Origin of the sequence: Cellulomonas algicola, assembly GCF_019024305.1 — a bacterium.
In the GTDB taxonomy this organism is placed as follows: domain Bacteria; phylum Actinomycetota; class Actinomycetes; order Actinomycetales; family Cellulomonadaceae; genus Cellulomonas; species Cellulomonas algicola.
Genome location: NZ_JAHKSJ010000019.1, coordinates 12,299 through 33,444, shown reverse-complemented (window position 1 = coordinate 33,444; position 21,146 = coordinate 12,299). Strand labels below are relative to the sequence as shown.

Sequence of the window (21,146 nt, the reverse complement as noted above, 5' to 3'; positions counted from 1 at the left end):
CGTACCGGGTCGGTCCGGGGCGGGGCTGCGGGCGACCAGGGGCGGCCGCGACGGGACAACCGGTCGAGGGGCCCGCAGGCACGCACACTGTACGGCGCCCGCCTGGGCGCTACATCGACTCGATGAGGCGGTCCACGCGCTCGTCGACGCTGCGGAACGGGTCCTTGCACAGCACCGTGCGCTGCGCCTGGTCGTTGAGCTTGAGGTGCACCCAGTCGACCGTGTAGTCCCGGCGGGCCTCCTGCGCGGCACGCACGAAGTCGCCGCGCAGCTTGGCGCGGGTCGTCTGCGGGGGCACCGCGGTGGCCTCGAAGATCTCCAGGTCGCTCGTCACGCGCTCGACCAGGCCCTTCGCGGCCAGCAGGTTGTACAGCCCCTCGGTGCGGGAGATGTCGTGGTACGCGAGGTCGAGCCGCTGCACGCGCACGTCGGACAGCTCGAGGTCGTGCTTGGCGCGGTACCGCTCGATGAGCTGGTACTTGATGACCCAGTCGAGCTCGCGCTCCACGAGCGACAGGTCACCCGTGCGCAGCGCGCGCAGCCCGCGCTCCCAGAGGTCGAGGACCTGCTTCGTCTCGGGCGTCGGGCCGCCCTCGGTCGACACGAAGTCCACGACGCGCGTGAGGTACTCCTCCTGCAGGTCGAGCGCCGTGACGGTCCGGCCGTTCGCGAGGACCACCGGGTGCTTGCCGGTGAGGTCGTGGCTGATCTCGCGGATCGCGCGGATCGGGTTCTCGAGCGTCATGTCGCGCATCGGGATGCCGGCCTCGACCATGCGCAGGATGAGGTCCGTCGCCCCGACCTTGAGCATGGTCGTCGTCTCGGACATCGACGAGTCGCCCACGATGACGTGCAGCCGGCGGAAGTGCTCCGCGTCGGCGTGCGGCTCGTCGCGCGTGTTGATGATCGGACGCGACCGCGTGGTCGCGCTCGACACGGCCTCCCAGATGTGGTCGGCCCGCTGCGACAGGCAGAACAGCGCGCCGCGCGGCGTGCTCAGCACCTTGCCCGCGCCCGTGAGCACCTGGCGCGTGATGAGGAACGGCACGAGCACGTCCGACAGGCGCGCGAAGTCGCCCTGCCGTCGCACGAGGTAGTTCTCGTGGCAGCCGTACGAGTTGCCCGCGGAGTCCGTGTTGTTCTTGAACAGGTGGATGCGGCCCGGCAGCCCTTCGTGCTCGAGGCGCTGCTGCGCGTCCGCCACGAGACCCTCGAGGATCCGCTCGCCCGCGCGGTCGTGCGCGACGAGCTGGCGCACGTCGTCGCACTCCGCGGTCGCGTACTCGGGGTGCGAGCCGACGTCCAGGTAGAGCCGGGAGCCGTTGCGGAGGAAGACGTTCGACGAGCGTCCCCACGCGACGACCTTGCGGAACAGGTAGCGCGCCACCTCGTCCGCGGACAGCCCGCGGCCGTCCTGCGCGGCGCACGTGACGCCGTACTCGGTCTCGAGCCCGAAGATCCGTCGGTCCATGGCTGCTCCCCTCCTCCGGGCCTCGTGGTCGTCAGTCGTCGTGCGGTGCCGGAGCCGGCGGGTCGCCGGCTCCGTCGGGCGTGAGCAGGTCCTCGAGCAACGCGCCCGTGAGCCGCCGGAACGTGCGACGGGGCCGCGTGCGGTCGAGGACGGCGACCTCGAGCTGCTGCGCCGGGATCGCGCGCGACTCGCCCCCGTCGTCGCCCGACGCGCCGAGCACGTCGACCGCGAGTCGCAGCACCTCGCGCAGCGTCATGCCCGGGCGCCAGCCCGACGCGAGCAGCCCGCCGAGCCGGTCGGCCTGCCCGCCCATGACGACGTAGCCGTGCTCGTCCGCGACGGAGCCGTCGTACGAGAGCCGGTACACCTGGTCGCCCGCCGGCTCACGGCCGACCTCCGCGACGACGAGCTCGACCTCGAGCGGCTTCGACTCGGTCGTGAACACCGTGCCGAGCGTCTGCGCGTACGCGTTCGCCAGGCCGCGCGCCGTGACGTCCTCGCGGTCGTAGGAGTAGCCCCGCAGGTCGGCGTAGCGCACGCCCGCGACGCGCAGGTTCTCGAACTCGTTGTACTTGCCGACCGCCGCGAACGCGATGCGGTCGTAGATCTCCGAGATCTTGTGCAGCGCGCGCGAGGCGTTCTCCGTCGCGAACGCGATCCCGTCGTCGTACTGCAGCACCACGACGGACCGGCCGCGGGCGATGCCCTTGCGCGCGTAGTCCGCCCGGTCCTTCATGAGCTGCTCGGGCGAGACGTAGAACGGCATGCTCATCGCGCACCTCCGCGGTCCGCGTGCGACGCACGCCGCTCGTCCTCGACGAGGGCCACGAGCTCGCCGAGCTCGGCGTCCGGCACGCGCAGGTAGCCCGCCTCCGTCACGGTCGCCACGACGGGCCAGATCCGCCGCGTCGAGTCGGGGCCGCCCGTCGCCGAGTCGTCGTCCGCGGCGTCCACGAGCGCCTCGACCGCGACGCGCACGCCGCCCGCCGGGTCCAGCCCGGGCCGCCACAGCTTCTTGAGGGACCCGCGCGCGAACACCGAGCCCGAGCCGACCGCGTGGTGGTCGTGCTCCTCGTAGCGGCCGCCCGTGACGTCGTAGGAGAAGATCCGGCCGACGCGCCGGTCGAGGTCGAAGCCCGCGAACAGCGGGACGACCGCGAGGCCCTGCATCGCGAGCCCGAGGTTGCCGCGGATCATCGTCGACAGCCGGTTCGCCTTGCCGTCGAGCGACAGCAGGCTGCCCTCGATCTTCTCGTAGTGCTCGAGCTCGAGCTGGAACAGCCGCACGAGCTCCGTGGCGAGGCCCGCCGTGCCGGCGATGCCCACCGCGGAGTACTCGTCCGCCGGGAAGACCTTCTCGATCTCGCGGCTCGCGATCATCGAGCCCATCGTGGCGCGGCGGTCCCCCGCCATCACGACCCCGCCGTCGACCGCGAGCGCGACGATCGTCGTGCCGTGCGGCGCGTGGACCTCGGACGTGGGCAGCGGCCGGTTACCGGGCAGCAGCTCGGGTGCGTGCCCGGCGAGGAAGTCGACGAACGACGACGAGCCGGGGGTGGTGAAGGTGTGCGGGAGCCGCCCCGAGGCGGCGCGGTCGGGCTGCGGTGTCAGTGGGGCCATCGACGCTCACTGACCGCCCTTCTGGACGAACCCGCGGACGAACTGCTCCGCGTTGGACTCCAGGACGTCGTCGATCTCGTCGAGCAGCGCGTCCACCTCGGCGTCGCGCGACTGCGCGGACGGCGCGGCCGGCACCGGCGCGTCGGCGCCGTCGACCGGGTCCTCGTCGTCGCGGCGGGGCCGCACCTGTTCCTGACCAGCCATGGTGACCTCCGTAGGCGTCGCGCTGACCTGCTCGATCCCACCCTAGGCCCATCCTCCGACGCATCCGGGGCGAGCGCCCGCGAGGCGGACACGCCTTTCGCCCACGGCGCAGCGGTCGCGTCAGGCGCCGAGCTCGGCCAGGAGCGCGCGGGCGTCCTCGCAGCGGTCCAGCAGGTCGCCCACGTGCGCGCGTGTGCCGCGCAGCGGGTCGCGCATGGGCACGCGCTGGAGCGTCGCGGCGCCGGGCACGTCGAACACGACCGAGTCCCAGCTCGCGGCGGAGATCTCGGCGCCGTAGCGGGCGACGGCCTCGCCGCGGAAGTAGGCGCGCGTGTCGTGCGGCGGGTGCCACACGGCGTCCTCGACCTGCGCGGGCGTGACGAGCAGGTCGACGGCCCCGGCCGCGACGAGCCGGTGGTAGAGGCCGCGCTCGGGTCGCAGGTCCGACCACTGCAGGTCGACCGCGGCGAGGCGGGGGTGGTCCCACGCGAGGTGGTCGCGGCGGCGCATGCCCTCGAGCAGCCGGAGCTTGGCGAGCCACTCGACCGTGCGCGCGCAGCTCGCGGGGTCGGTCGCGAGGCCGTCGAGCACGGCCTGCCAGCGGTCGAGCACGTCGGTCGTCTGCCCGTCGAGCGGGTCGCCGACGTGCGCGAGCGCGGTGCGCACGGCGTCGAGGTACTCGCGCTGCACCTCGATCGCGGTGAGGCGGCGGCCGTCCGCGAGCTCGACCCGGGTGGTGAGCGTGACGTCGTGGCTCACGAGGTGGACGGCGTGCACGGGGTCGCGCAGGGCCAGCCGGTCGATCGCGGCGAGCGCGCCGCCCGCACCGCCCTCGGCGACGGCCCGCTCGATCAGCCACAGGACGAGCGACGTCGTGCCGAGCCGCAGGTAGGTCGCGACCTCGAGCATCGTGGCGTCGCCGATGATGACGTGCAGGCGCCGCCAGCGGTCGGGGTCGGCGTGCGGCTCGTCGCGCGTGTTGACGATGGGCCGGCGCAGCGTCGTCTCGAGGCCGATCTCGGCCTCGATGTAGTCGGCCCGCTGCGAGAGCTGGAAGCCCGGGGTCTCGCCGCGCTGGCCGACGCCGACGCGACCCGCGCCGGTGAACACCTGGCGCGTCACGAGGAACGGGATGAGCCGGCTCGCGAGGTCCGTGAACGGCACGGCGCGGTCGACGAGGTAGTTCTCGTGCGTGCCGTAGGTCGCGCCCTTGCCGTCGACGTTGTTCTTGTAGAGCGCGACGTCGGGCAGCGCGGGCGTCGACGCGAGCGCGCGCACCGACGCGAGCATGACGAGCTCGCCCGCCCGGTCCCAGCGCACGGCGTCGAGCGGCGAGGTGACCTCGGGCGAGGAGTACTCGGGGTGCGCGTGGTCGACGTAGAGCCGTGCGCCGTTGGTGAGGATGACGTTCGCGGCGCCCGGGTCCTCGTACTCCTCGGTCGTGCCGCGCGGGAGCTCCTGCGGGCCGTCGCCCGTGTCCGCCGGGCCCGCCGGCGCGACGCGGTCAGGGTCGTCGGTGAGGAGCGACGGGTGCGCCGACGCGCGCTGCAGGTGGAACCCGCGGGCGTCGTGCAGCGGGTCCTCGTCGTCGTAGTCCCACCGGGCGCGGGCCCGGCCGCCCTCGCGCGCCGCCGCGTGCACCGCGACGACGTGGCTCGACAGGAGCATCGGGTTCGCGAGGGGGCGACCCGGCTGGAGGATGCCGTACTCGGTCTCGATCCCCATCACGCGGCGCACGGTCACGGCTCCACCCTAGGCGTCCGTCGCAGCACGTCACCGCGGACGTCCGCGCGCCGGGCACCACCGGGACGGCGGGCCCGGCGCGGGTCGGCGTCGGAGGTGGGGTGAGTCGTCAGAGGTACTGGCCGGTGCTCGTGACCGTCTCGATCGTGCGCGACGTGTCCGTGCCCTTCTTGCCCTGGACGATCGTGCGGATGAACACGATGCGCTCCCCCTTCTTGCCGGAGATGCGCGCCCAGTCGTCGGGGTTCGTCGTGTTCGGCAGGTCCTCGTTCTCGCGGAACTCGTCGACGCACGCCGTGAGCAGGTGGTCGACGCGGATGCCGCGCTGGCCGGTCGCGAGGAGGTCCTTGATCGCGGACTTCTTCGCGCGGTCGACGACGTTCTGGATCATCGCGCCCGAGTTGAAGTCCTTGAAGTAGAGGACCTCCTTGTCGCCGCTCGCGTACGTCACCTCGAGGAAGCGGTTCTCCTCGCTCTCGGTGTACATGCGCTCGACGACGCGCGTGATCATCGCCTCGACCGCCGTCGACGCGGAGTCGCCGTGCTCGCGCAGGTCGTCCTCGTGGATCGGCAGGTCGGCCGTGAGGTACTTGCCGAAGATCTCGCGCGCACCCTCGGCGTCGGGCCGCTCGATCTTGATCTTCACGTCCAGGCGGCCGGGACGCAGGATCGCGGGGTCGATCATGTCCTCGCGGTTCGAGGCGCCGATGACGATGACGTTCTCGAGCCGCTCGACACCGTCGATCTCGGAGAGCAGCTGCGGCACGATCGTCGTCTCGACGTCGCTCGACACGCCCGTGCCGCGCGTGCGGAACAGCGACTCCATCTCGTCGAAGAACACGACGACCGGGTGCCCCTGCGACGCCTTCTCCCGGGCGCGGGCGAAGATCAGGCGGATGTGCCGCTCGGTCTCGCCGACGTACTTGTTGAGCAGCTCGGGGCCCTTGACGTTGAGGAAGAACGACCGCGTCTCCGCGCCCTCCTCGCCCCGCGCCGCAGCCGCGGTCGCCGCGAGCGAGTGCGCGACGGCCTTCGCGATGAGCGTCTTGCCGCACCCGGGCGGGCCGTACAGCAGCACGCCCTTCGGCGGCTTCAGGCCGTGCTCGCGGAACAGCTCGGGGTGCAGGAACGGCAGCTCGACGGCGTCGCGGATCGCCTCGATCTGGGGGCCCAGGCCGCCGATATCCTCGTACTGGATGTCCGGCACCTCTTCGAGGACGAGCTCCTCGACCTCGGCGCGCGGGATGACCTCGAACACGAAGCCACTGCGCGAGTCGATCGTCAGCGCGTCGCCGACCCGGACGCGGGCCTGGTCGATGACCTGCCCGGCGAACCGGACCACCCGCTCCTCGTCGCCGCGGCCCACGACCAGCGCGCGCCCCTCGCCGAGCATCTCCTTGACCGTGACGATCTCGCCGACCTTCTCGTAGCCGCCGGCCTCGACCACCGTGAGCGCCTCGTTGAGCATGACCTCCTGGCCCGGGCGCAGGCGGTGCACGTCGATCGACGGGCTCGCGCCCACGTGCATCTTGCGGCCCGACGACACGATGTCGACCGTGCCGTCGTCGCGCGCCGCGAGGAACGTGGCGTACGTGCCGGGGGGCTTCGCGAGGTCGTCCACCTGGCGCTTCAGCTCGACGATCTGCTCGCGCGCGGCGACGAGGGCCTCGCTGAGCCGCTCGTTCTTGGCCGCCAGGATCGCGAGCTCACGGGACAGGTCCCTGCCAGGGGCGTTCGGGTCGGTCATCGTCTCGGCCTCCGTTCCGCGTCGTGCATGGTCGTCACGATCACCACCGTGCACGACGCTGTGCCTGCTGGTCCGACGACCCTAACCATCCCTGTCAACCAGAGACGCCCGCCGCACCGCAGGTGTTCCCGCCGTCTCGCGCAGCGGGACGGTGGACCGCCGGACGGTCAGGCGGGGTCGTCGTCGGACGTCGCGTCGACCTCGCGCGCGGCGTCGGCCAGGCCCTGCGCGTCCCGGCGGGCACGGCGCAGCTTCTTGTCCGAGACCGCGCGCTCCCCCATCGCCTCGGGCGACCACAGGGTCGGGTCCTCCAGGGGCGCGCCGTCCTCGGCGACCGGGTACGAGCCCTTCGCCGGGCGGCGCTTGCGCTGCGGCGCCTCGACGCCGTCCGCGAGCCGGCGCGTCGTCAGGAGGAAACCCGTGTGCCCGATCATGCGGTGCTGCGGGCGGACGGCGAGGCCCTCGAGGTGCCAGCCGCGGACCATCGACTCCCACGCCTGCGGCTCCGTGTACCGGCCGTCCTCGCGCACGTCCTCCGCGAGCCGCGACAGCTGCGTCGTCGTCGCGACGTACGCGATCAGGAGCCCGCCGGGGGCCAGCGCGACGGCGGTCGCGTCGAGGTTCTCCCACGGCGCGAGCATGTCGAGCACCACGCGGTCGACCGTGCCCGGCTCGGCGACGCGCGGCAGGACGTCCGCGAGGTCGCCGATCGACAGGCGCCACGCCGGGTGCGGACCGCCGAAGAAGCCCTCGACGTTGGCGCGGGCGATGTCGGCGAAGTCCTCGCGCCGCTCGATCGAGTGCAGCGCGCCGCCGTCGCCCACGGCCCGCAGCAGCGACATCGTGAGCGCGCCCGAGCCGACGCCCGCCTCGATGACGCGTGCTCCGGGGAAGATGTCGCCCATCGTGACGATCTGGCCCGCGTCCTTCGGGTACACGACGGCCGCGCCGCGCGGCATGGACAGCACGTGGTCCGCGAGCAGGGGCCGCAGGGCGAGGTACTCGATGCCGGACGTGTTCCGCACGACCGTGCCCTCGGGCGCGCCGATGAGCTCGTCGTGCGTGAAGTAGCCGCGGTGCGTGTGGAACGTGCCACCCGGGGCGAGCGTGATGGTGTGCAGCCGGCCGCGCGGGTCGGTCAGCTGGACGCGGTCGCCCGCGCGGAACGGGCCGCGGCGCTGCGCGGCCCCGGTGGGCGTCTGGTCGGTCACGGGCGACGAGTCTACGAGGACGCGGCCGTCGACCGGCGCGGCGGTCAGGTGCGCAGCGCGGCGACGACGTCCGGCACGCGCACCAGGCCCACGACGCGCCCGTCGGCGACCGCGACGACGACCGCGGTGTGGCGGGCGGCGCGCCCGAGCGCGTCCAGCAGGTCCTGGCCGACGAGGTTGCCGTCCACCACGGACCCCACCGGCAGCGCGACGGCGACCGACGTCACGGGCGTGGTGCCCGCGACGTCCGCCGGGACCGCACGGGCCGCCTCGCGGTCCACGTACGCGGCCGGGCGCCCGTCGGGCGACACGACGACCACCTCGCTCGCACCGGCGGCCGCGGCGGCCGCCGCCGCGCGCGCGACCGAGTCGGCGTGCCCGACGACCGCCGCCGGACGGCCCACCGAGGCGAGCGACAGCTGCTCGACCGCGTGCTGCGCGCGCGCACCGCGCATCGCACCCGACGCGCCCGTCCAGAGGAACGCGCCGATGAGCGCACCCCAGACGGCGTCGGTGAGGTCGGGCTGGCCGCCCTGCACGAACGGGAAGACGAACGCCCACGCGAAGACGCCGACCGCGACGACCCGGCCGCACCACGCCGCGACGACGGTCCCCGTGTGCCGGCTGCGCGTCGCCGCCCACACCGCGGACTGCAGGATCGCGCCCCCGTCGAGCGGCAGGCCCGGCAGCAGGTTGAACAGCCCGACGAACCCGTTGGAGAACGCCCCGGCGAACAGCAGCAGCCCGAGCAGCTGCCGCGTGCCGACGGCGTTCGCGGCGCCGAGGAACGCCCCCGCGAGGACGAGGTTCGCGACCGGGCCCGCGAGCGCGACGAGCGCGTTGGTGCCGGGCGTCGGGGCGGCGACGCCGAACGTCGTGTGCCCGCCCCACAGCGTGAGGACGAACTCCCGGGGCTGCTGGCCACGTGCGCGGGCGACGAGGCCGTGCGCGAGCTCGTGCACGAGCACCGACGCGAAGAGCAGCACGACGAAGACGCCTGCGACGACGTACACGCGCCCGCCGAGGTCGGGCGACCACGAGCGCACGGTCGGCGCGAACAGGAACGTGAGGACGACCGCGGCGATCAGCCAGCTGGGCGCGAGGACGATCGGTGCGCCGGCGACGTGGCCGAACACCCAGCCGGAGGTGCGCGGCGCGGCAGGTCGGGGGTCGCTCACCGGGCCAGCCTATGCGGGACCCCTGGGCGTCCCCTGCACGTCGCCCGTGCCGTCGGTCCCGCGGGCGCGCGGCGCGCGGCGCGGTGGGTCGGGAGCGTCGGTGGCGCGGCCTAGGCTCGGTGACGTGAGTGCGCAGGACGTGGTGGCGGTCGACCGGGACGAGGTCGTCGAGGAGCTGGTCGAGCAGTCGGTCGAGCAGGCGGTACGCGTGCGGCCGCCGTCGCGGCCGGGTCTGTCCCCGTCGCGCGCGAACGACTTCCTGCAGTGCCCGCTGCTGTTCCGGTTCCGGGTCGTCGACCGGCTGCCCGAGCCGCCGAGCGCGGCCGCGGCGCGAGGGACGCTCGTGCACGCGGTCCTCGAGCACCTCTTCGACCTGCCCGCGGCGGAGCGCACGATCGACGCCGCGCGCGGCCTCGTCCCCGCACGGTGGGCGCAGCTGCGCGAGGACGCGCCCGACGTCGCGACGCTGTTCGCGGACGACGCGGCGCTCGACGCGTGGCTCGCCTCGGTCGACGGCCTGCTCGCGACCTACTTCTCGCTCGAGGACCCCACGCGCCTGCAGCCCCGGGAGCGCGAGCTCATGGTGAGCGTCGAGCTCGAGGACGGCCCGCAGCTGCGCGGGATCGTCGACCGCGTCGACGTCGCGCCGAACGGGTGGGTGCGCGTCGTCGACTACAAGACGGGGAAGTCGCCGCGGCCAGGGTTCGAGGGCGGCGCGCTGTTCCAGATGCGGTTCTACGCGTACGTCATCTGGCGCTCGCGCGGCGTGCTGCCGAAGCTGCTGCAGCTCGAGTACCTGGGCGACGGCACGGTCCTCAAGCACGAGCCGACCGAGCCCGAGATGCACACGCTCGAGGCGCGCGTGCGGTCGATCTGGGGCGGCATCGAGGACGCGGCCCGCAGCGGCGACTGGCGTCCGCGCACCTCACGGCTGTGCGACTGGTGCTCGTTCAAGGCGCACTGCCCGGCGTTCGGCGGCACCGTCCCGCCCGTCCCGGAGGGCGCGGTCGAGCGGTCGATCGGCGTCGCTCCCCCCGCACCCGCGCCCGTGGCCTGACCGCGCGGGGCCGGGTCACCGACAGCCGCACCCCGGACGTCGCGCCCCGGCCGCCGCTCCGGGCGGTCCCGCGCAGGAGTCAGCCGGCGGGGCGCAGGTCGAGCACGTCGCCGTCCGCGATGCGCGCGAGGTCGTCGAGCGTGAGGTCCGCGAGCGAGCCGACCCGGCTCAGGCCCGGCCGGTCGGCGAGCTCCTGCATGACCTCGACGCCGATGACGCGGGCGCCCGACGCGACGGCCGACGCGACGCCCGAGTGCGAGTCCTCGACCGCGACGCACCGCGCGACCGGGACGCCGAGCAGGCGCGCGGCGAGCAGGTACGGCTCGGGGTCGGGCTTGGGCCGCGAGACGTCGTCGGCCGAGACGACCACGTCGAACAACCCCACCGTCTCCGCGAACGGCTCCGCGAGCACGCGGAACGACGACGTGACGAGCGCCATCGGAACCCCGGCGCCGTGCAGCGCCCGCAGGATCTCGAGCGCACCCGGCTGCCACGGCACCTCCGCCGCGACACCCGCGCGGACGCGGCCGTTCAGGAAGTCCGCGATCTCGTCCGCGGTCAGGTCGACACCGCGTGCCTGCAGCGCGACGACGGCGGCCGACATCGGGTTGCCGACCATCGCGGCGCCGTCCTCGTGCGTCCACACACCGCCGTGCGCCTCGACGAGCTCGGTCTCGGCACCGATCCAGTAGGGCTCGGTGTCGATGAGCGTGCCGTCCATGTCCCACAGGACGGCGGCGGGCAGGGGGCGGGAGGGTCCGGAGGTGAGGGGCACGTCCTCCATGCTACGGACCGCCCGCGGCACGTCCCGCCGCGCGTCCCGTCGGGGTGGTGGGGATCACGCGTCCTAGGCTGAGCAGATGAGTGAGCACGCACCCGCGGACCTCCCGGACGACGAGCCCGTCATGCTCGCCGCGTTCGAGGGCTGGAACGACGCGGGCTCGGCGGCCACCCACGCGCTGCAGCACCTGCACGAGGCGTGGGGCGCGGAGCAGGTCGACGAGCTCGACCCCGAGGAGTACCACGACTTCCAGGTCAACCGTCCCGTCGTGGGCGTCGGCCCGCACGGGCGGCGCGAGATCACCTGGCCGACGACGTCGGTCGCGGTCGTCGAGACCCCGCGCAGCGGCCGTCGCGTCGTGCTGGTGCACGGCATCGAGCCGTCGATGCGCTGGCGGCGCTACTGCGCCGAGCTGCTCGACATCGCGGCGGGTCTCGGTGTGAGGACGGTCGTGACCGTCGGGGCGCTGCTCGCGGACGTGCCGCACACGCGACCCATCCCCGTGAACGCGACCAGCGAGGACGCGGACCTGCGGGACGCCGTGGGCCTCGAGCCGAACACCTACGAGGGCCCGACGGGCATCGTCGGCGTGCTCCAGCACGAGGCCGCGGCCCGCGGCATGCAGGCGCTGTCGCTGTGGGCGGCGGTCCCCCACTACGTCGCGCACCCGCCGTCGCCCAAGGCGACGCTCGCGATCCTGCACCGCATCGAGCAGCTCGTCGGCGAGCCCGTGCCGCTGGGCGAGCTGCCCGACGACGCGGCGGCGTGGCAGGACGGCGTCGACGAGCTCGCGGGCGAGGACAACGAGATCGGCGAGTACGTCCGGCAGCTCGAGGAGGCCAAGGACACGGCCGACCTGCCCGAGGCGAGCGGCGAGGCGATCGCGCGCGAGTTCGAGCGCTACCTGCGTCGGCGCGACAAGGGCACGGGCGGCTGACGGGCCGGACCGGGCCGCGTCGCGACACCGTCAGCGCGGGCTGAGCCGCGGGACCGCCCGCACGACGGGACGCCGGGACGTGCGAGTCAGAGCCGGACGCCCAGCAGCGCGTCGACCGCGCGGGCGACGAGCCCGGGCGCACCCTCGACGGGCTCGTGGTCGCCGTGCAGGGCGGTCTTGACCCACGCGTCGACGACCGCGAGCGCCTGCGGGGTGTCGAGGTCGTCGGCGACCGCGGCGCGCAGGCCCGCGATGGTGGACGCCGCGTCGGGGCCGCCGTTGCCGGACAGGGCGCGCCGCCAGCGCGCGAGACGCTCCTGCGCCTCGACGAGGCCCGCGTCGGTCCAGTCCCAGTCGTCGGAGTACCGGTGCGCGAGGATCGCGAGGCGCACGGCCATCGGGTCGACGCCCGCGGCGCGCAGCGCGGAGACCAGCACGAGGTTGCCGCGGGACTTGCTCATCTTCTCGCCGTCGAGCCCGACCATGCCGGTGTGCACGTGCACGCGTGCGCCGTGGCCGGCGTCGAGGAGCCGGGCGTGCGAGGTGCTCATCTCGTGGTGCGGGAAGCGCAGGTCGGAGCCGCCGCCCTCGACGTCGAACGGCAGGCCGAGCGAGTCGCGCGCGATGACGGCGCACTCGATGTGCCAGCCGGGCCGCCCGCGGCCGAGCGTGCCGCCGTCCCACGCGGGCTCGCCGGGCCGCTCGCGGCGCCACAGCAGCGGGTCGAGGGGGTCGCGCTTGCCCGCGCGCTCCGGGTCGCCGCCGCGCTCGGCGGACAGCGCGAGCATCTCGTCGAGACCCAGCGCGGCGACGGTGCCGAACGCGCCGTCGGCGGAGAGGTCGGCGTAGACGTCGCCCGCACCGCCGTCGACCGCGTCGGGCGTCGGGACCGTGTAGGCCGCACCGCGCTCGACGAGGAGGGTCACCGCGTCGACGACCGCGGGGATGGACTCGACGACGCCGGTCCAGGCGTCGGGCGGCACGACGCCGAGCGCGGTCATGTCCTCGGCGTAGAGCGCGATCTGCTCGTCGGCGAGCTCACGCCAGTGCACGTCCGTGGCGGTCGCACGCTCGAGCAGCGGATCGTCGACGTCGGTGACGTTCGACGCGTAGCGCACGTCCTGCCCCGCGTCGCGCCACGCACGACCGAGCACGTCGAACGCGACGTAGGTCGCGGCGTGGCCGAGGTGGGTCGCGTCGTACGGGGTGATGCCGCACACGTAGAGCGTGGCGGTCGGGCCGGGTGCGGCGACGACGCGCTCGCCGGTCGACGAGTCGCGCACGACGACGGGACCGCCCCGTCCGGGGAGCCGTGGGATCTGCGGGGCCGGCCAGGTGAGCACGGGCGGCAGCCTAACCTTCGGGGCGCACCGCACCGGGCGGAGGACCACAATGCAGCCGTGGACGACCTCGCCGGCGCGACCCCCGGCACGGACCCGGTGCCCGACGTGCGCACGCTCGACGACGGCTCGACGTGGGTGGTCGTGCACGATCTCGCGGACCTGCCGCGGGAGGCGGAGCGGCACGGCCTGGGCGCCGACGCCTGCGCGGTCCTGCGGCTCAAGGTGCCGGACCGTCGCGCGGCGTCCGCGGACCACCCGGTGCGCGCCCACGTCGACCGGACGACGGACGGCACGCTCGTCGTCACGGCCCCGACGCTGTCGTACGACGAGGCGACCCGGCAGGTCAGCACGGGTGCGCTCGTCCTCGTGGTGGGTGCGTCGGTGGTCCTCACGGCGGAGAGCGGGCGGGCGGACGTCATGGGTCGCACCGCCGCGCGGCTGGTGAACGGGCCGCGCGTGCCCGACGAGGGCGTGCTGCAGGTGCTCGCCGCCGCGCTGCTGGCGCTGGTGGCGACCGCGGGTGACGTCGAGGTCGAGCTCGGCGACGCGGTCGTCGCGACGGAGTCGGAGGTGTTCGCGGCCGTCCCGTCCGGGGACCCGGTGCAGCGGATCTACGACCTCAAGCGGGAGATCGCGGAGGCGCGGCGCGCGCTCGGTCCCGTCGCGTCGGTGCTCCCGGAGCTCGTCGCGGACGCCGCGGACAGCCCGGACGGGAGCCGGACCCAGCACTGGCTGCGGCGCGTGCAGTCGACCGCCGACCGCGTGGACGACCACCTCGACGGTCACGACCGGCTGCTGGGCGACATGCTCTCGGCGCACCTGTCGCGCGTGTCGGTGCAGCAGAACGAGGACATGCGCAAGATCTCGGCGTGGGCGGCGATCGCCGCGGTGCCGACGCTGGTCGCGGGCATCTACGGCATGAACTTCCACCACATGCCCGAGCTGTCGTGGACGTACGGCTACCCCGTCGCGCTGCTCGGCATGGGTGCGGTCTGCTGGTGGTTGCACCGGTTGTTCCGGCGCTCCGGGTGGCTCTGAGCGGGCTCGGTCGACGCGTCCGGCGGCGCGGCCTGTGCGGACCGGTCAGGGCGTGACGGCAGGCATCGGGTCGAGCACGCCGGTGAGCAGCAGCAGCGCGACGAGCGCGGCGAGCCCGAGCCGGTAGACCACGAACGGCGTGTAGCTGAAGGTCGAGACGATCTTGAGGAACACGATGATGACGAGGTACCCGACGACGAACGCGACGAGCGTCGCGAGCAGCGTCGCGCCGGCGCCCGCGGTCCCCGGCGACGCGTCCCCGCCGACCGCCTTCGCGAGCTGGTACAGCCCGGAGCCGAAGACCGCGGGGATGGCCAGCAGGAACGAGTACCGGGCGGCGGCCTCGCGCGTGTAGCCCATGAGCAGGCCACCGGTGATCGTGCCGCCCGAGCGCGAGACGCCGGGGACGAGCGCGAGCGCCTGCCAGAGGCCGAACTTCACGGCGTCGCGCGGCGTGAGCTCGTCGAGGGTGCGCCGGTGCGCACCGCGCCGGTCCGCCCAGCCGAGCACGAGGGCGAACCCGGCGAGCGTGAGGACGATGAGCCAGAGGTTCCGGAAGGCGTGCTCGATCGGGTCCTGGAAGAGCAGCCCGAGGATCACGATGGGGACGGACCCGAGCGCGATGAACCACGCCATGAGCGCGTCGTGGTCGGCCTTCTCCCCCACCGGAATGCCCATCCGGGCGCGCAGGTCGGTGCCGCGGTCGCCGCGCACGTGCCGCCACCACGCGGAGCAGATCCGGGCGATGTCGCGGCGGAAGTACAGCAGCACCGCGGACTCGGTGCCGAGCTGGGTGATGGCCGTGAACGTGGCGCCCGGGTCACCGCTGCCGAGCAGGTCCCCGACGATCCGCAGGTGCGCGCTCGACGACACCGGCAGGAACTCCGTCAGACCCTGGACCAGCCCGAGGAAGATCGCCTCACCTGCACCCATCGCGTCAGCCACGAGGCGCAACGATAGCCGCGGAGCCTCCCCCGCCGGGCACGTGCCCGACGTTAGGGTGACGCACCATGGAACAGCTCCACCTCGGCCGCACCGGCCTGCGGGTCTCCCGGCTCGGTCTCGGCACGATGACGTGGAGCCGCGACACGGACGAGCACGAGGCGTCGGAGCAGCTGCGCGACTTCGTCGACGCGGGCGGGACGCTCGTGGACACGTCCGCGTCCTACGCGGACGGCGGCGCCGAGGAGCTCATCGGGACCCTGCTGGGCGACGTCGTCCCGCGGGAGGACGTCGTGCTGTGCACCAAGGCGGGCGTGCGCCGCACGTCGGCGGGCGGTGTCGTCGACGCGTCCCGCGGCGGGCTGCTCGACTCGCTCGACGCGTCGCTGCGGCGCCTGCGCACCGACCACGTCGACCTGTGGCTCGTGCAGACGCCGGACCCGCGCACGCCCCTCGACGAGACCGCGACCGCGCTGCGCCTCGCGGTGAGCAGCGGGCGGGCCCGCTACGTCGGGCTCGCGAACCACGCGGGGTGGCAGGTCGCACGCCTGGCGTCGCTGCTCGAGCGCGACCCCGGCCTGGCCGCGGTCGAGGTCGAGTACTCGCTGCTCCAGCGCGGCGTCGAGCGCGAGGTCGTGCCCGCCGCCGCGGCGCTCGGGCTCGGGGTGATCGCGTGGTCACCGCTCGGGCGCGGCGTGCTCACCGGCAAGTACCGGCGCACGATCCCCGCGGACTCGCGCGCCGCGTCACCGCACCTCGCGGGGTTCGTCGAGCCGTACCTGTCGCGCGAGTCGGCCGCGGTGGTCGAGGCCGTCGCGACCGCGGCGTCGGGGCTGGAGCGGCTCCCGCTCGAGGTCGCGCTCGCGTGGCTCACGGGTCGTCCGGGCGTCAGCTCGGCCGTCGTCGGGGCACGCACGGCCGCGCAGCTGCGCGCGTCGCTCGGTGCGCTGGACCTCGAGCTGCCCGAGGAGCTGCGCCGGGCGCTCGACGAGGTGAGCGCGCCCGAGGTCGGCTACCCCGAGCGCTTCTGACCGGGCGCCGAGCCCGGGACGTCTCCCGGGTGGTGGGACGTGCCGCCCGTGCCCGCGGTGCCCGCGGGGCGCCGCGCGTCAGCGGGTGCCGAGGCCCGTCGGCTCGTCCGCGAGGTCGTCCGCGTCGTAGTCGTCGTCCTCGTCGCCCGACCACTCGTCGTCCTCGTCGTCCTCGTCCTCGTCCTCCTCCTCGGCGAGGTAGAACGGGGTGGCCTCGCCGTGGACCGTGCCGAGCGCGTCGTCGTAGACCTCGAAGGCGTCCGCCAGGACGTCGTACGCGTCGTCGACCGCCGGGTCGTCCTCGCCCTTGCGGGCGACGACGGCGTTGTAGTGGGCCTCGAGGGCTGCGATCAGGCGGTCCAGCGCGGCACGCGGGTCGACGGTCATGCGACGACCGTAGCGCCGCGCGGGGCACAATGGCACCGCGTAGGGTCTTTCGGCACGAGGTCGCGGGGCGCGACCCACCAGCAGGCGAGACGGGGTGGCGGATGGCAGTCGGGCGCACCGGGACGAAGCGTGACGCATGGGTCGCCCAGGGCGGCCAGTACGAGTACCGGGTCCTCACCCTTCCGCGCACGACCAGCCGGAACGACGCACGTCGCCTGCTCACCGAGCAGGCCGAGTACGGCCGCTGGGAGCTCGCCCGCACGGTCCTCTACGCGGGCGGCGAGCGGCGCGTGTGGCTGCGCCGCAAGATCATCCGCGTCCGCAGCACCCTCACGGGCTACGAGGACTGAGCCGCCCCCCGGGACCGCCCGTCGCACGCGACGGCGCCGTCAGCCGGGCCGGTCAGCAGGCAGGCGGCGGGGACGGTCAGCAGGTGCGCAGCAGGCGGTCGAGCACGCGCGTGCCGAACCGCAGCGCGTCCACCGGGACCCGCTCGTCGACGCCGTGGAACATGCCCGAGAAGTCGAGGTCGGCAGGCAGCCGCAGCGGCGCGAACCCGTACCCCGTGATGCCGAGCCGGGACAGCGACTTGTTGTCGGTGCCGCCCGACAGCGTGTACGGCAGGACGGTCGCGCCCGGGTCCTCCGCGAGCAGCGCGTCGACCATCGCGTCGACGAGGTCGCCCGAGAACGGGACCTCGAGCGCGGTGTCGTGGTGGATCCGCTCGATCTGCACGTGCTCGCCCGCGAGCTCGGTGACGGTCGCGACGAACTCGTCCTCGAAGCCCGGCAGGAAGCGGCCGTCGATCGTCGCCTCGGCGCGGCCCGGGATGACGTTCGCCTTGTAGCCGGCCTCGAGCTGCGTCGGGTTGGTCGTGTGGCGCAGCGTCGCGCCGACGAACCGCGACGCGGGGCCCAGGGCGGCCACGAGACGGTCGACGCCCTCGGGGTCCTCCGGGTCGAACGGCAGGCCGGTGAGGTCGGCGACGCCTTCGAGCAGCGCGCGGACGGTCGGCGTCGGCTGCAGCGGCCACGGGTGGCGACCGATGCGGGCGACCGCCTCGGCGAGGTGCGTGACCGCGTTGTCGGCGTTGACCTGGCTGCCGTGCCCCGCGCGCCCGTCGGCGACGAGCCGCAGCCACGACAGACCCTTCTCGGCCGTCTGCAGCAGGTACGCGCGGCGGCCGTCGACGTCGACGGAGAACCCGCCGACCTCGCTGATCGCCTCGGTCGCGCCCGCGAAGAGCTCCGGCCGGTGGTCGACGGCCCAGCGCGCGCCGTAGGTACCGCCGGCCTCCTCGTCGGCGAACATCGCGACCACGACGTCCCGCGCCGGGCGGCGGCCCTCGCGGACCATCTGCCGGACGGTCGCGAGGATCATCGCGTCCATGTCCTTCATGTCGACCGCGCCGCGTCCCCAGACGAGACCGTCGACCTCGACGGCCTCGAACGGGTCGACGGTCCAGTCGGCGGCCCGCGCCGGCACGACGTCGAGGTGGCCGTGCAGCACCAGCGCGGGGCGGGAGGAGTCCTCGCCCTCGAGCCGGACGACGACGTTCGCGCGGCCCGGCGCGCTCTCGAACAGCTCGGGCTCCAGCCCGACCTCGGCCAGCAGGTCGACGACGTGCTCGGCCGCGGCGCGCTCCCCCGGTCCGCTCCCGTCGCCGTAGTTCGACGTGTCGAACCGGATGAGGTCGCGGCAGATCCCGACGACCTCGTCCTGGGCGTCCGGGACGGACGCGGGCGTGCGGGCGTGGTCGGAGGTCGTGTCGGGCATGCGGCCACCGTACCCGGCCGGGTCGGACACCGACCCTGCCGGGCCGACCTGCCCACGGACCGGACACCGCCCCGTGGCGCCGCACGCGCGCGGTGCGACGGTGGACGCGTGACCGACGACACGTCCGCGTCGCTGCACGCGTACCTGAGCTACGCCGACGCCCCGGCGGCGATCGACTGGCTCGTCGCGCTCGGCTTCGCGGTGACCGCGCGGCAGGACGACGAGCACGGGGGCGTGCAGCACGCCGAGGCGCGCCTCGGCGATGCGGTCGTCATGGTCGCGAGCGACGACGCCGCGTACACCGTCCCGCCGCTCGTCGGCGTCTCGACCGGGTCGGGGGTCCACCTGTGCACGCCGGACGTCGACGACCTGCACCGCCGGGCCGTCGCCGCGGGCGGCACGTCCGTGATCGCGCCCGAGGACACCCCGTGGGGCTCCCGACGGGCGCGCGTGCTCGACGTCGGGGGCCGCGAGTGGTCGTTCGGGACGTACGCGCCGGGTCGCGCCTGGTGAGACCCGCGCCCGACCGACGCTCAGGCCGACGCGGACCCGGCGACGCGCGGACGGTGCCGCCGGGTCCGCGCCGAGGCCGTCAGGCGGCGCCGGCCGCGAGCAGGCCGCGGCGCGCGAGCAGCGGTGCGATGTCCGCGTCGCGTCCCCGCAGGTCGCGGAACGACGCGAGCGGGTCGCGCGAGCCGCCGCGCGCCAGCAGCCGCTCGCGGAACACGTCGCCGTTCTCGCGGCGCAGGCCGCCGTTCTCGCGGAACCACTCGACGGTGTCGGCGTCGAGCACCTCCGACCAGATGTAGGAGTAGTACCCGGCCGAGTAGCCGCTCGCGAAGACGTGGTTGAAGTAGGTCGTCCGGTAGCGCGGGGGCACGGGTGCGAAGTCGACGCCCGCCGCCGCGAGCGCGGCCGCCTCGAACGGCTCGACGTCGGCCGGGTCGGTCGGGACGTCCTCGGGGGTGAGCCGGTACCAGGCCTGGTCGAGCAGCGCGGCGGCGAGGTACTCGGTGGTCGCGAAGCCCTCGCCGTCCTGGCGGGCGTCGAGGAGCGTCTGCACCCACGCGGCGGGCATCGGCTCACCGGTCTCGTGGTGGACGGCGTACGACGCGAGGATCCGCGGCTCCCACGCCCACATCTCGTTGACCTGGGAGGGGTACTCGACGAAGTCGCGCGGCACCTCGGTCCCCGACTGCGACGGGAACCGCACCGCGGAGAGCAGGCCGTGCAGCGCGTGGCCGAACTCGTGGAAGAGCGTGATCACCTCGTCCCAGGCGAGGAGCGTCGGCTCGCCCGGCGGCGGCTTGGGGATGTTGAGGTTGTTCACGACGACCGGCGGATGGTCGAGCAGGGTCGACTGGTCGACGAGGTTGTTCATCCAGGCGCCGCCGCGCTTGGAGCCGCGCGTCCAGAAGTCGCCGAGGAACAGGCCCAGGCCGGAGCCGTCGGCGTCGAACACCTCGAACACCCGGACGTCGGGGTGGTAGCCCGTGAGGTCGTGCCGCTCGGCGAACGTGAGCCCGTAGAGCGCGGTCGCGGCGCGGAAGACGCCGTCGGCGAGCACGCGCTCGAGCTCGAGGTAGGGGCGCAGGCGCGAATCGTCGAGCGCACGCCGCTCCTGCCGGACCTGCTCGGCGTAGTAGGCCCAGTCCCACGGCTCGAGCGTCGCGCCGGGGTGGTCGCGCTCGAGGACCTCCTGCAGCGCGGCGGCCTCGTGGCGTGCGTTCGCGACGGCGACGGGTGCGAGACGCGCGAGCAGGTCCGCGACGGCGTCGGCCGAACCGGCGGTCGCGTCCTGCGCGACGTAGTCGGCGTGGTGCTCGAACCCGAGCAGGCGCGCCTTCTCGGCGCGCAGCCGCGCGAGCCCGAGCAGCGCCGGACGCGTGTCGTGGTCACCGCCCGCACCGCGGGTCAGGGACGCGCGCATGACGCGCTCGCGCAGGCCGCGGTCGCGGAGCACCGCGAGCGGCGTCTGCTGGGTCGGGAGCTGCAGCTCGACCAGCCAGGCGCCCTCGTGGCCGCGCTCGGCCGCGGCGTGCGCGGCGGCGGCGCGCGCGTCGTCGGACAGGCCGTCGAGCTCGGCCTCGTCCGTCACCAGCACGGCGGCCTGGTTGGTCGCGGCGAGCAGCTCTCGCCCGAACGTCGCGTCGAGCGCGCTGATCTCGGCGTTGAGATCGCGCAGCCGGGCCTGGGCCGCGTCGTCGAGGCGCACGCCCGCACGGACGAACGCGGTCTGCGTGCGGTGCAGGAGCCAGGCCACGTCCTCGGCGAGGTCGAGCGAGCCGGCCTCGGCCTGCTCCACGAGCGCCTCGACGCGCGCGAACAGGCGCCGGTCGAGGTAGATCGCGTCGCGGTGGGCGGCGAGCAGCGGGGCCACCTCCTCCTCGATCGCGTCGAGGCCCGGGGTCGAGTCGCTGCTGGCCTGGTTGTAGAACGCGACGGCCGCACGGTGCAGCAGCCGGCCCGCGCGCTCGAGGGCCACGAGCGTGTTCTCGACGGTCGGCTCGGCCGGGTCGGTCGCGACCGCCTCGACCTCGGCACGGTGCTCGGCCATCCCGGCGAGCAGCGCGGGACGGTAGTGCTCCTCGCGGATCGCGGTGTAGTCGGGCAGGCCGTAGGGCAGCGTCGAGGGCGACGCGAAGGGGTTGGTCGCGTCGAGGGAGTCGTCGGTCATGCC

At 74.4% G+C, this 21,146-nt stretch carries 20 protein-coding genes; 6 read left to right on the top strand and 14 right to left on the bottom strand.

The genetic code is table 11. The annotated features are described in order from the left end of the window. Positions 1–109: 109 nt before the first annotated feature. The 8 genes from pafA to KOV94_RS21340 form a co-directional block, all read right to left on the bottom strand. Positions 110–1,471, bottom strand: coding sequence for a Pup--protein ligase (pafA, locus tag KOV94_RS15370; protein ID WP_124341143.1), 1,362 nt, complete (start codon positions 1,469–1,471; stop codon positions 110–112). A 31-nt stretch (positions 1,472–1,502) separates the two neighbouring features. Then, positions 1,503–2,243, bottom strand: coding sequence for a proteasome subunit alpha (gene prcA / locus KOV94_RS15365; protein ID WP_124341144.1), 741 nt, complete (start codon positions 2,241–2,243; stop codon positions 1,503–1,505). Continuing rightward, the gene (gene prcB / locus KOV94_RS15360) at positions 2,240–3,091 is read right to left on the bottom strand and encodes a proteasome subunit beta (RefSeq protein ID WP_124341145.1); all 852 of its coding nucleotides are present in this window, start codon (positions 3,089–3,091) and stop codon (positions 2,240–2,242) included. The genes prcA and prcB overlap by 4 nt, the downstream gene beginning before the upstream one ends. 6 nt (positions 3,092–3,097) lie before the next feature. Further along, positions 3,098–3,295, bottom strand: coding sequence for a ubiquitin-like protein Pup (locus KOV94_RS15355; protein ID WP_013770948.1), 198 nt, complete (start codon positions 3,293–3,295; stop codon positions 3,098–3,100). 120 nt (positions 3,296–3,415) lie between these two features. Continuing rightward, positions 3,416–5,038 (bottom strand): depupylase/deamidase Dop, encoded by a 1,623-nt coding sequence (gene dop / locus KOV94_RS15350; protein WP_124341146.1) that lies wholly within the window; start codon positions 5,036–5,038, stop codon positions 3,416–3,418. A gap of 109 nt (positions 5,039–5,147) precedes the next feature. Further along, complete coding sequence (arc, locus tag KOV94_RS15345; protein ID WP_124341147.1) at positions 5,148–6,785, bottom strand: proteasome ATPase; 1,638 nt, start codon at positions 6,783–6,785, stop codon at positions 5,148–5,150. Positions 6,786–6,952: 167 nt separating this feature from the next. After that, entirely contained in the window at positions 6,953–7,996 is a 1,044-nt protein-coding gene (locus KOV94_RS15340) for a tRNA (adenine-N1)-methyltransferase (protein WP_124341148.1), read from the bottom strand. A 44-nt stretch (positions 7,997–8,040) separates the two neighbouring features. Further along, positions 8,041–9,174: a site-2 protease family protein gene (locus KOV94_RS21340; protein ID WP_218052509.1), complete on the bottom strand. Its 1,134-nt coding sequence runs from the start codon at positions 9,172–9,174 to the stop codon at positions 8,041–8,043. Between the two features lie 175 nt (positions 9,175–9,349). On the opposite strand from KOV94_RS21340, the gene KOV94_RS15330 reads away from it, so the two are divergent. Next, entirely contained in the window at positions 9,350–10,231 is an 882-nt protein-coding gene (locus KOV94_RS15330) for a RecB family exonuclease (protein WP_218052533.1), read from the top strand. 79 nt (positions 10,232–10,310) lie between these two features. On the opposite strand, the gene KOV94_RS15325 is transcribed toward KOV94_RS15330, so the two are convergent. Continuing rightward, positions 10,311–11,015 carry an HAD family hydrolase gene (locus tag KOV94_RS15325; protein ID WP_372449478.1) on the bottom strand — a complete coding sequence of 235 codons (705 nt, stop codon included), beginning with the start codon at positions 11,013–11,015 and terminating at the stop codon, positions 10,311–10,313. A gap of 76 nt (positions 11,016–11,091) precedes the next feature. On the opposite strand from KOV94_RS15325, the gene KOV94_RS15320 reads away from it, so the two are divergent. Then, the gene (locus KOV94_RS15320) at positions 11,092–11,949 is read left to right on the top strand and encodes a PAC2 family protein (RefSeq protein ID WP_124343820.1); all 858 of its coding nucleotides are present in this window, start codon (positions 11,092–11,094) and stop codon (positions 11,947–11,949) included. An 86-nt stretch (positions 11,950–12,035) separates the two neighbouring features. Here the strand turns inward: KOV94_RS15320 and mshC are convergent, their stop codons facing one another. Continuing rightward, on the bottom strand, positions 12,036–13,292 hold the full coding sequence (gene mshC / locus KOV94_RS15315; RefSeq protein ID WP_124343819.1) for a cysteine--1-D-myo-inosityl 2-amino-2-deoxy-alpha-D-glucopyranoside ligase: 1,257 nt from the start codon (positions 13,290–13,292) through the stop codon (positions 12,036–12,038). A gap of 57 nt (positions 13,293–13,349) precedes the next feature. Between mshC and KOV94_RS15310 the strand changes: the two genes are divergently transcribed. After that, positions 13,350–14,330 (top strand): magnesium and cobalt transport protein CorA, encoded by a 981-nt coding sequence (locus tag KOV94_RS15310; protein ID WP_235843512.1) that lies wholly within the window; start codon positions 13,350–13,352, stop codon positions 14,328–14,330. 45 nt (positions 14,331–14,375) lie between these two features. Here KOV94_RS15310 and KOV94_RS15305 read toward each other — a convergent pair whose 3' ends face one another. Continuing rightward, complete coding sequence (locus KOV94_RS15305) at positions 14,376–15,263, bottom strand: undecaprenyl-diphosphate phosphatase (protein WP_218052532.1); 888 nt, start codon at positions 15,261–15,263, stop codon at positions 14,376–14,378. Positions 15,264–15,340: 77 nt separating this feature from the next. Between KOV94_RS15305 and KOV94_RS15300 the strand changes: the two genes are divergently transcribed. Further along, the gene (locus KOV94_RS15300; protein ID WP_124343818.1) at positions 15,341–16,303 is read left to right on the top strand and encodes an aldo/keto reductase; all 963 of its coding nucleotides are present in this window, start codon (positions 15,341–15,343) and stop codon (positions 16,301–16,303) included. 78 nt (positions 16,304–16,381) lie between these two features. Here the strand turns inward: KOV94_RS15300 and KOV94_RS15295 are convergent, their stop codons facing one another. Next, a complete protein-coding gene (locus KOV94_RS15295) occupies positions 16,382–16,690 on the bottom strand; it encodes a primosomal protein (protein WP_124343817.1) in 309 nt (102 codons plus the stop codon). A gap of 101 nt (positions 16,691–16,791) precedes the next feature. Between KOV94_RS15295 and KOV94_RS15290 the strand changes: the two genes are divergently transcribed. Next, positions 16,792–17,040, top strand: coding sequence for a DUF5703 family protein (locus tag KOV94_RS15290; protein WP_124343816.1), 249 nt, complete (start codon positions 16,792–16,794; stop codon positions 17,038–17,040). A 76-nt stretch (positions 17,041–17,116) separates the two neighbouring features. Here KOV94_RS15290 and KOV94_RS15285 read toward each other — a convergent pair whose 3' ends face one another. After that, positions 17,117–18,466, bottom strand: coding sequence for a M20/M25/M40 family metallo-hydrolase (locus tag KOV94_RS15285; protein WP_124343815.1), 1,350 nt, complete (start codon positions 18,464–18,466; stop codon positions 17,117–17,119). 108 nt (positions 18,467–18,574) lie between these two features. Between KOV94_RS15285 and KOV94_RS15280 the strand changes: the two genes are divergently transcribed. Then, a complete protein-coding gene (locus KOV94_RS15280; RefSeq protein WP_200829776.1) occupies positions 18,575–18,979 on the top strand; it encodes a VOC family protein in 405 nt (134 codons plus the stop codon). Between the two features lie 79 nt (positions 18,980–19,058). On the opposite strand, the gene KOV94_RS15275 is transcribed toward KOV94_RS15280, so the two are convergent. After that, positions 19,059–21,143 carry a M3 family metallopeptidase gene (locus KOV94_RS15275; RefSeq protein ID WP_218052508.1) on the bottom strand — a complete coding sequence of 695 codons (2,085 nt, stop codon included), beginning with the start codon at positions 21,141–21,143 and terminating at the stop codon, positions 19,059–19,061. Positions 21,144–21,146: the final 3 nt, after the last annotated feature.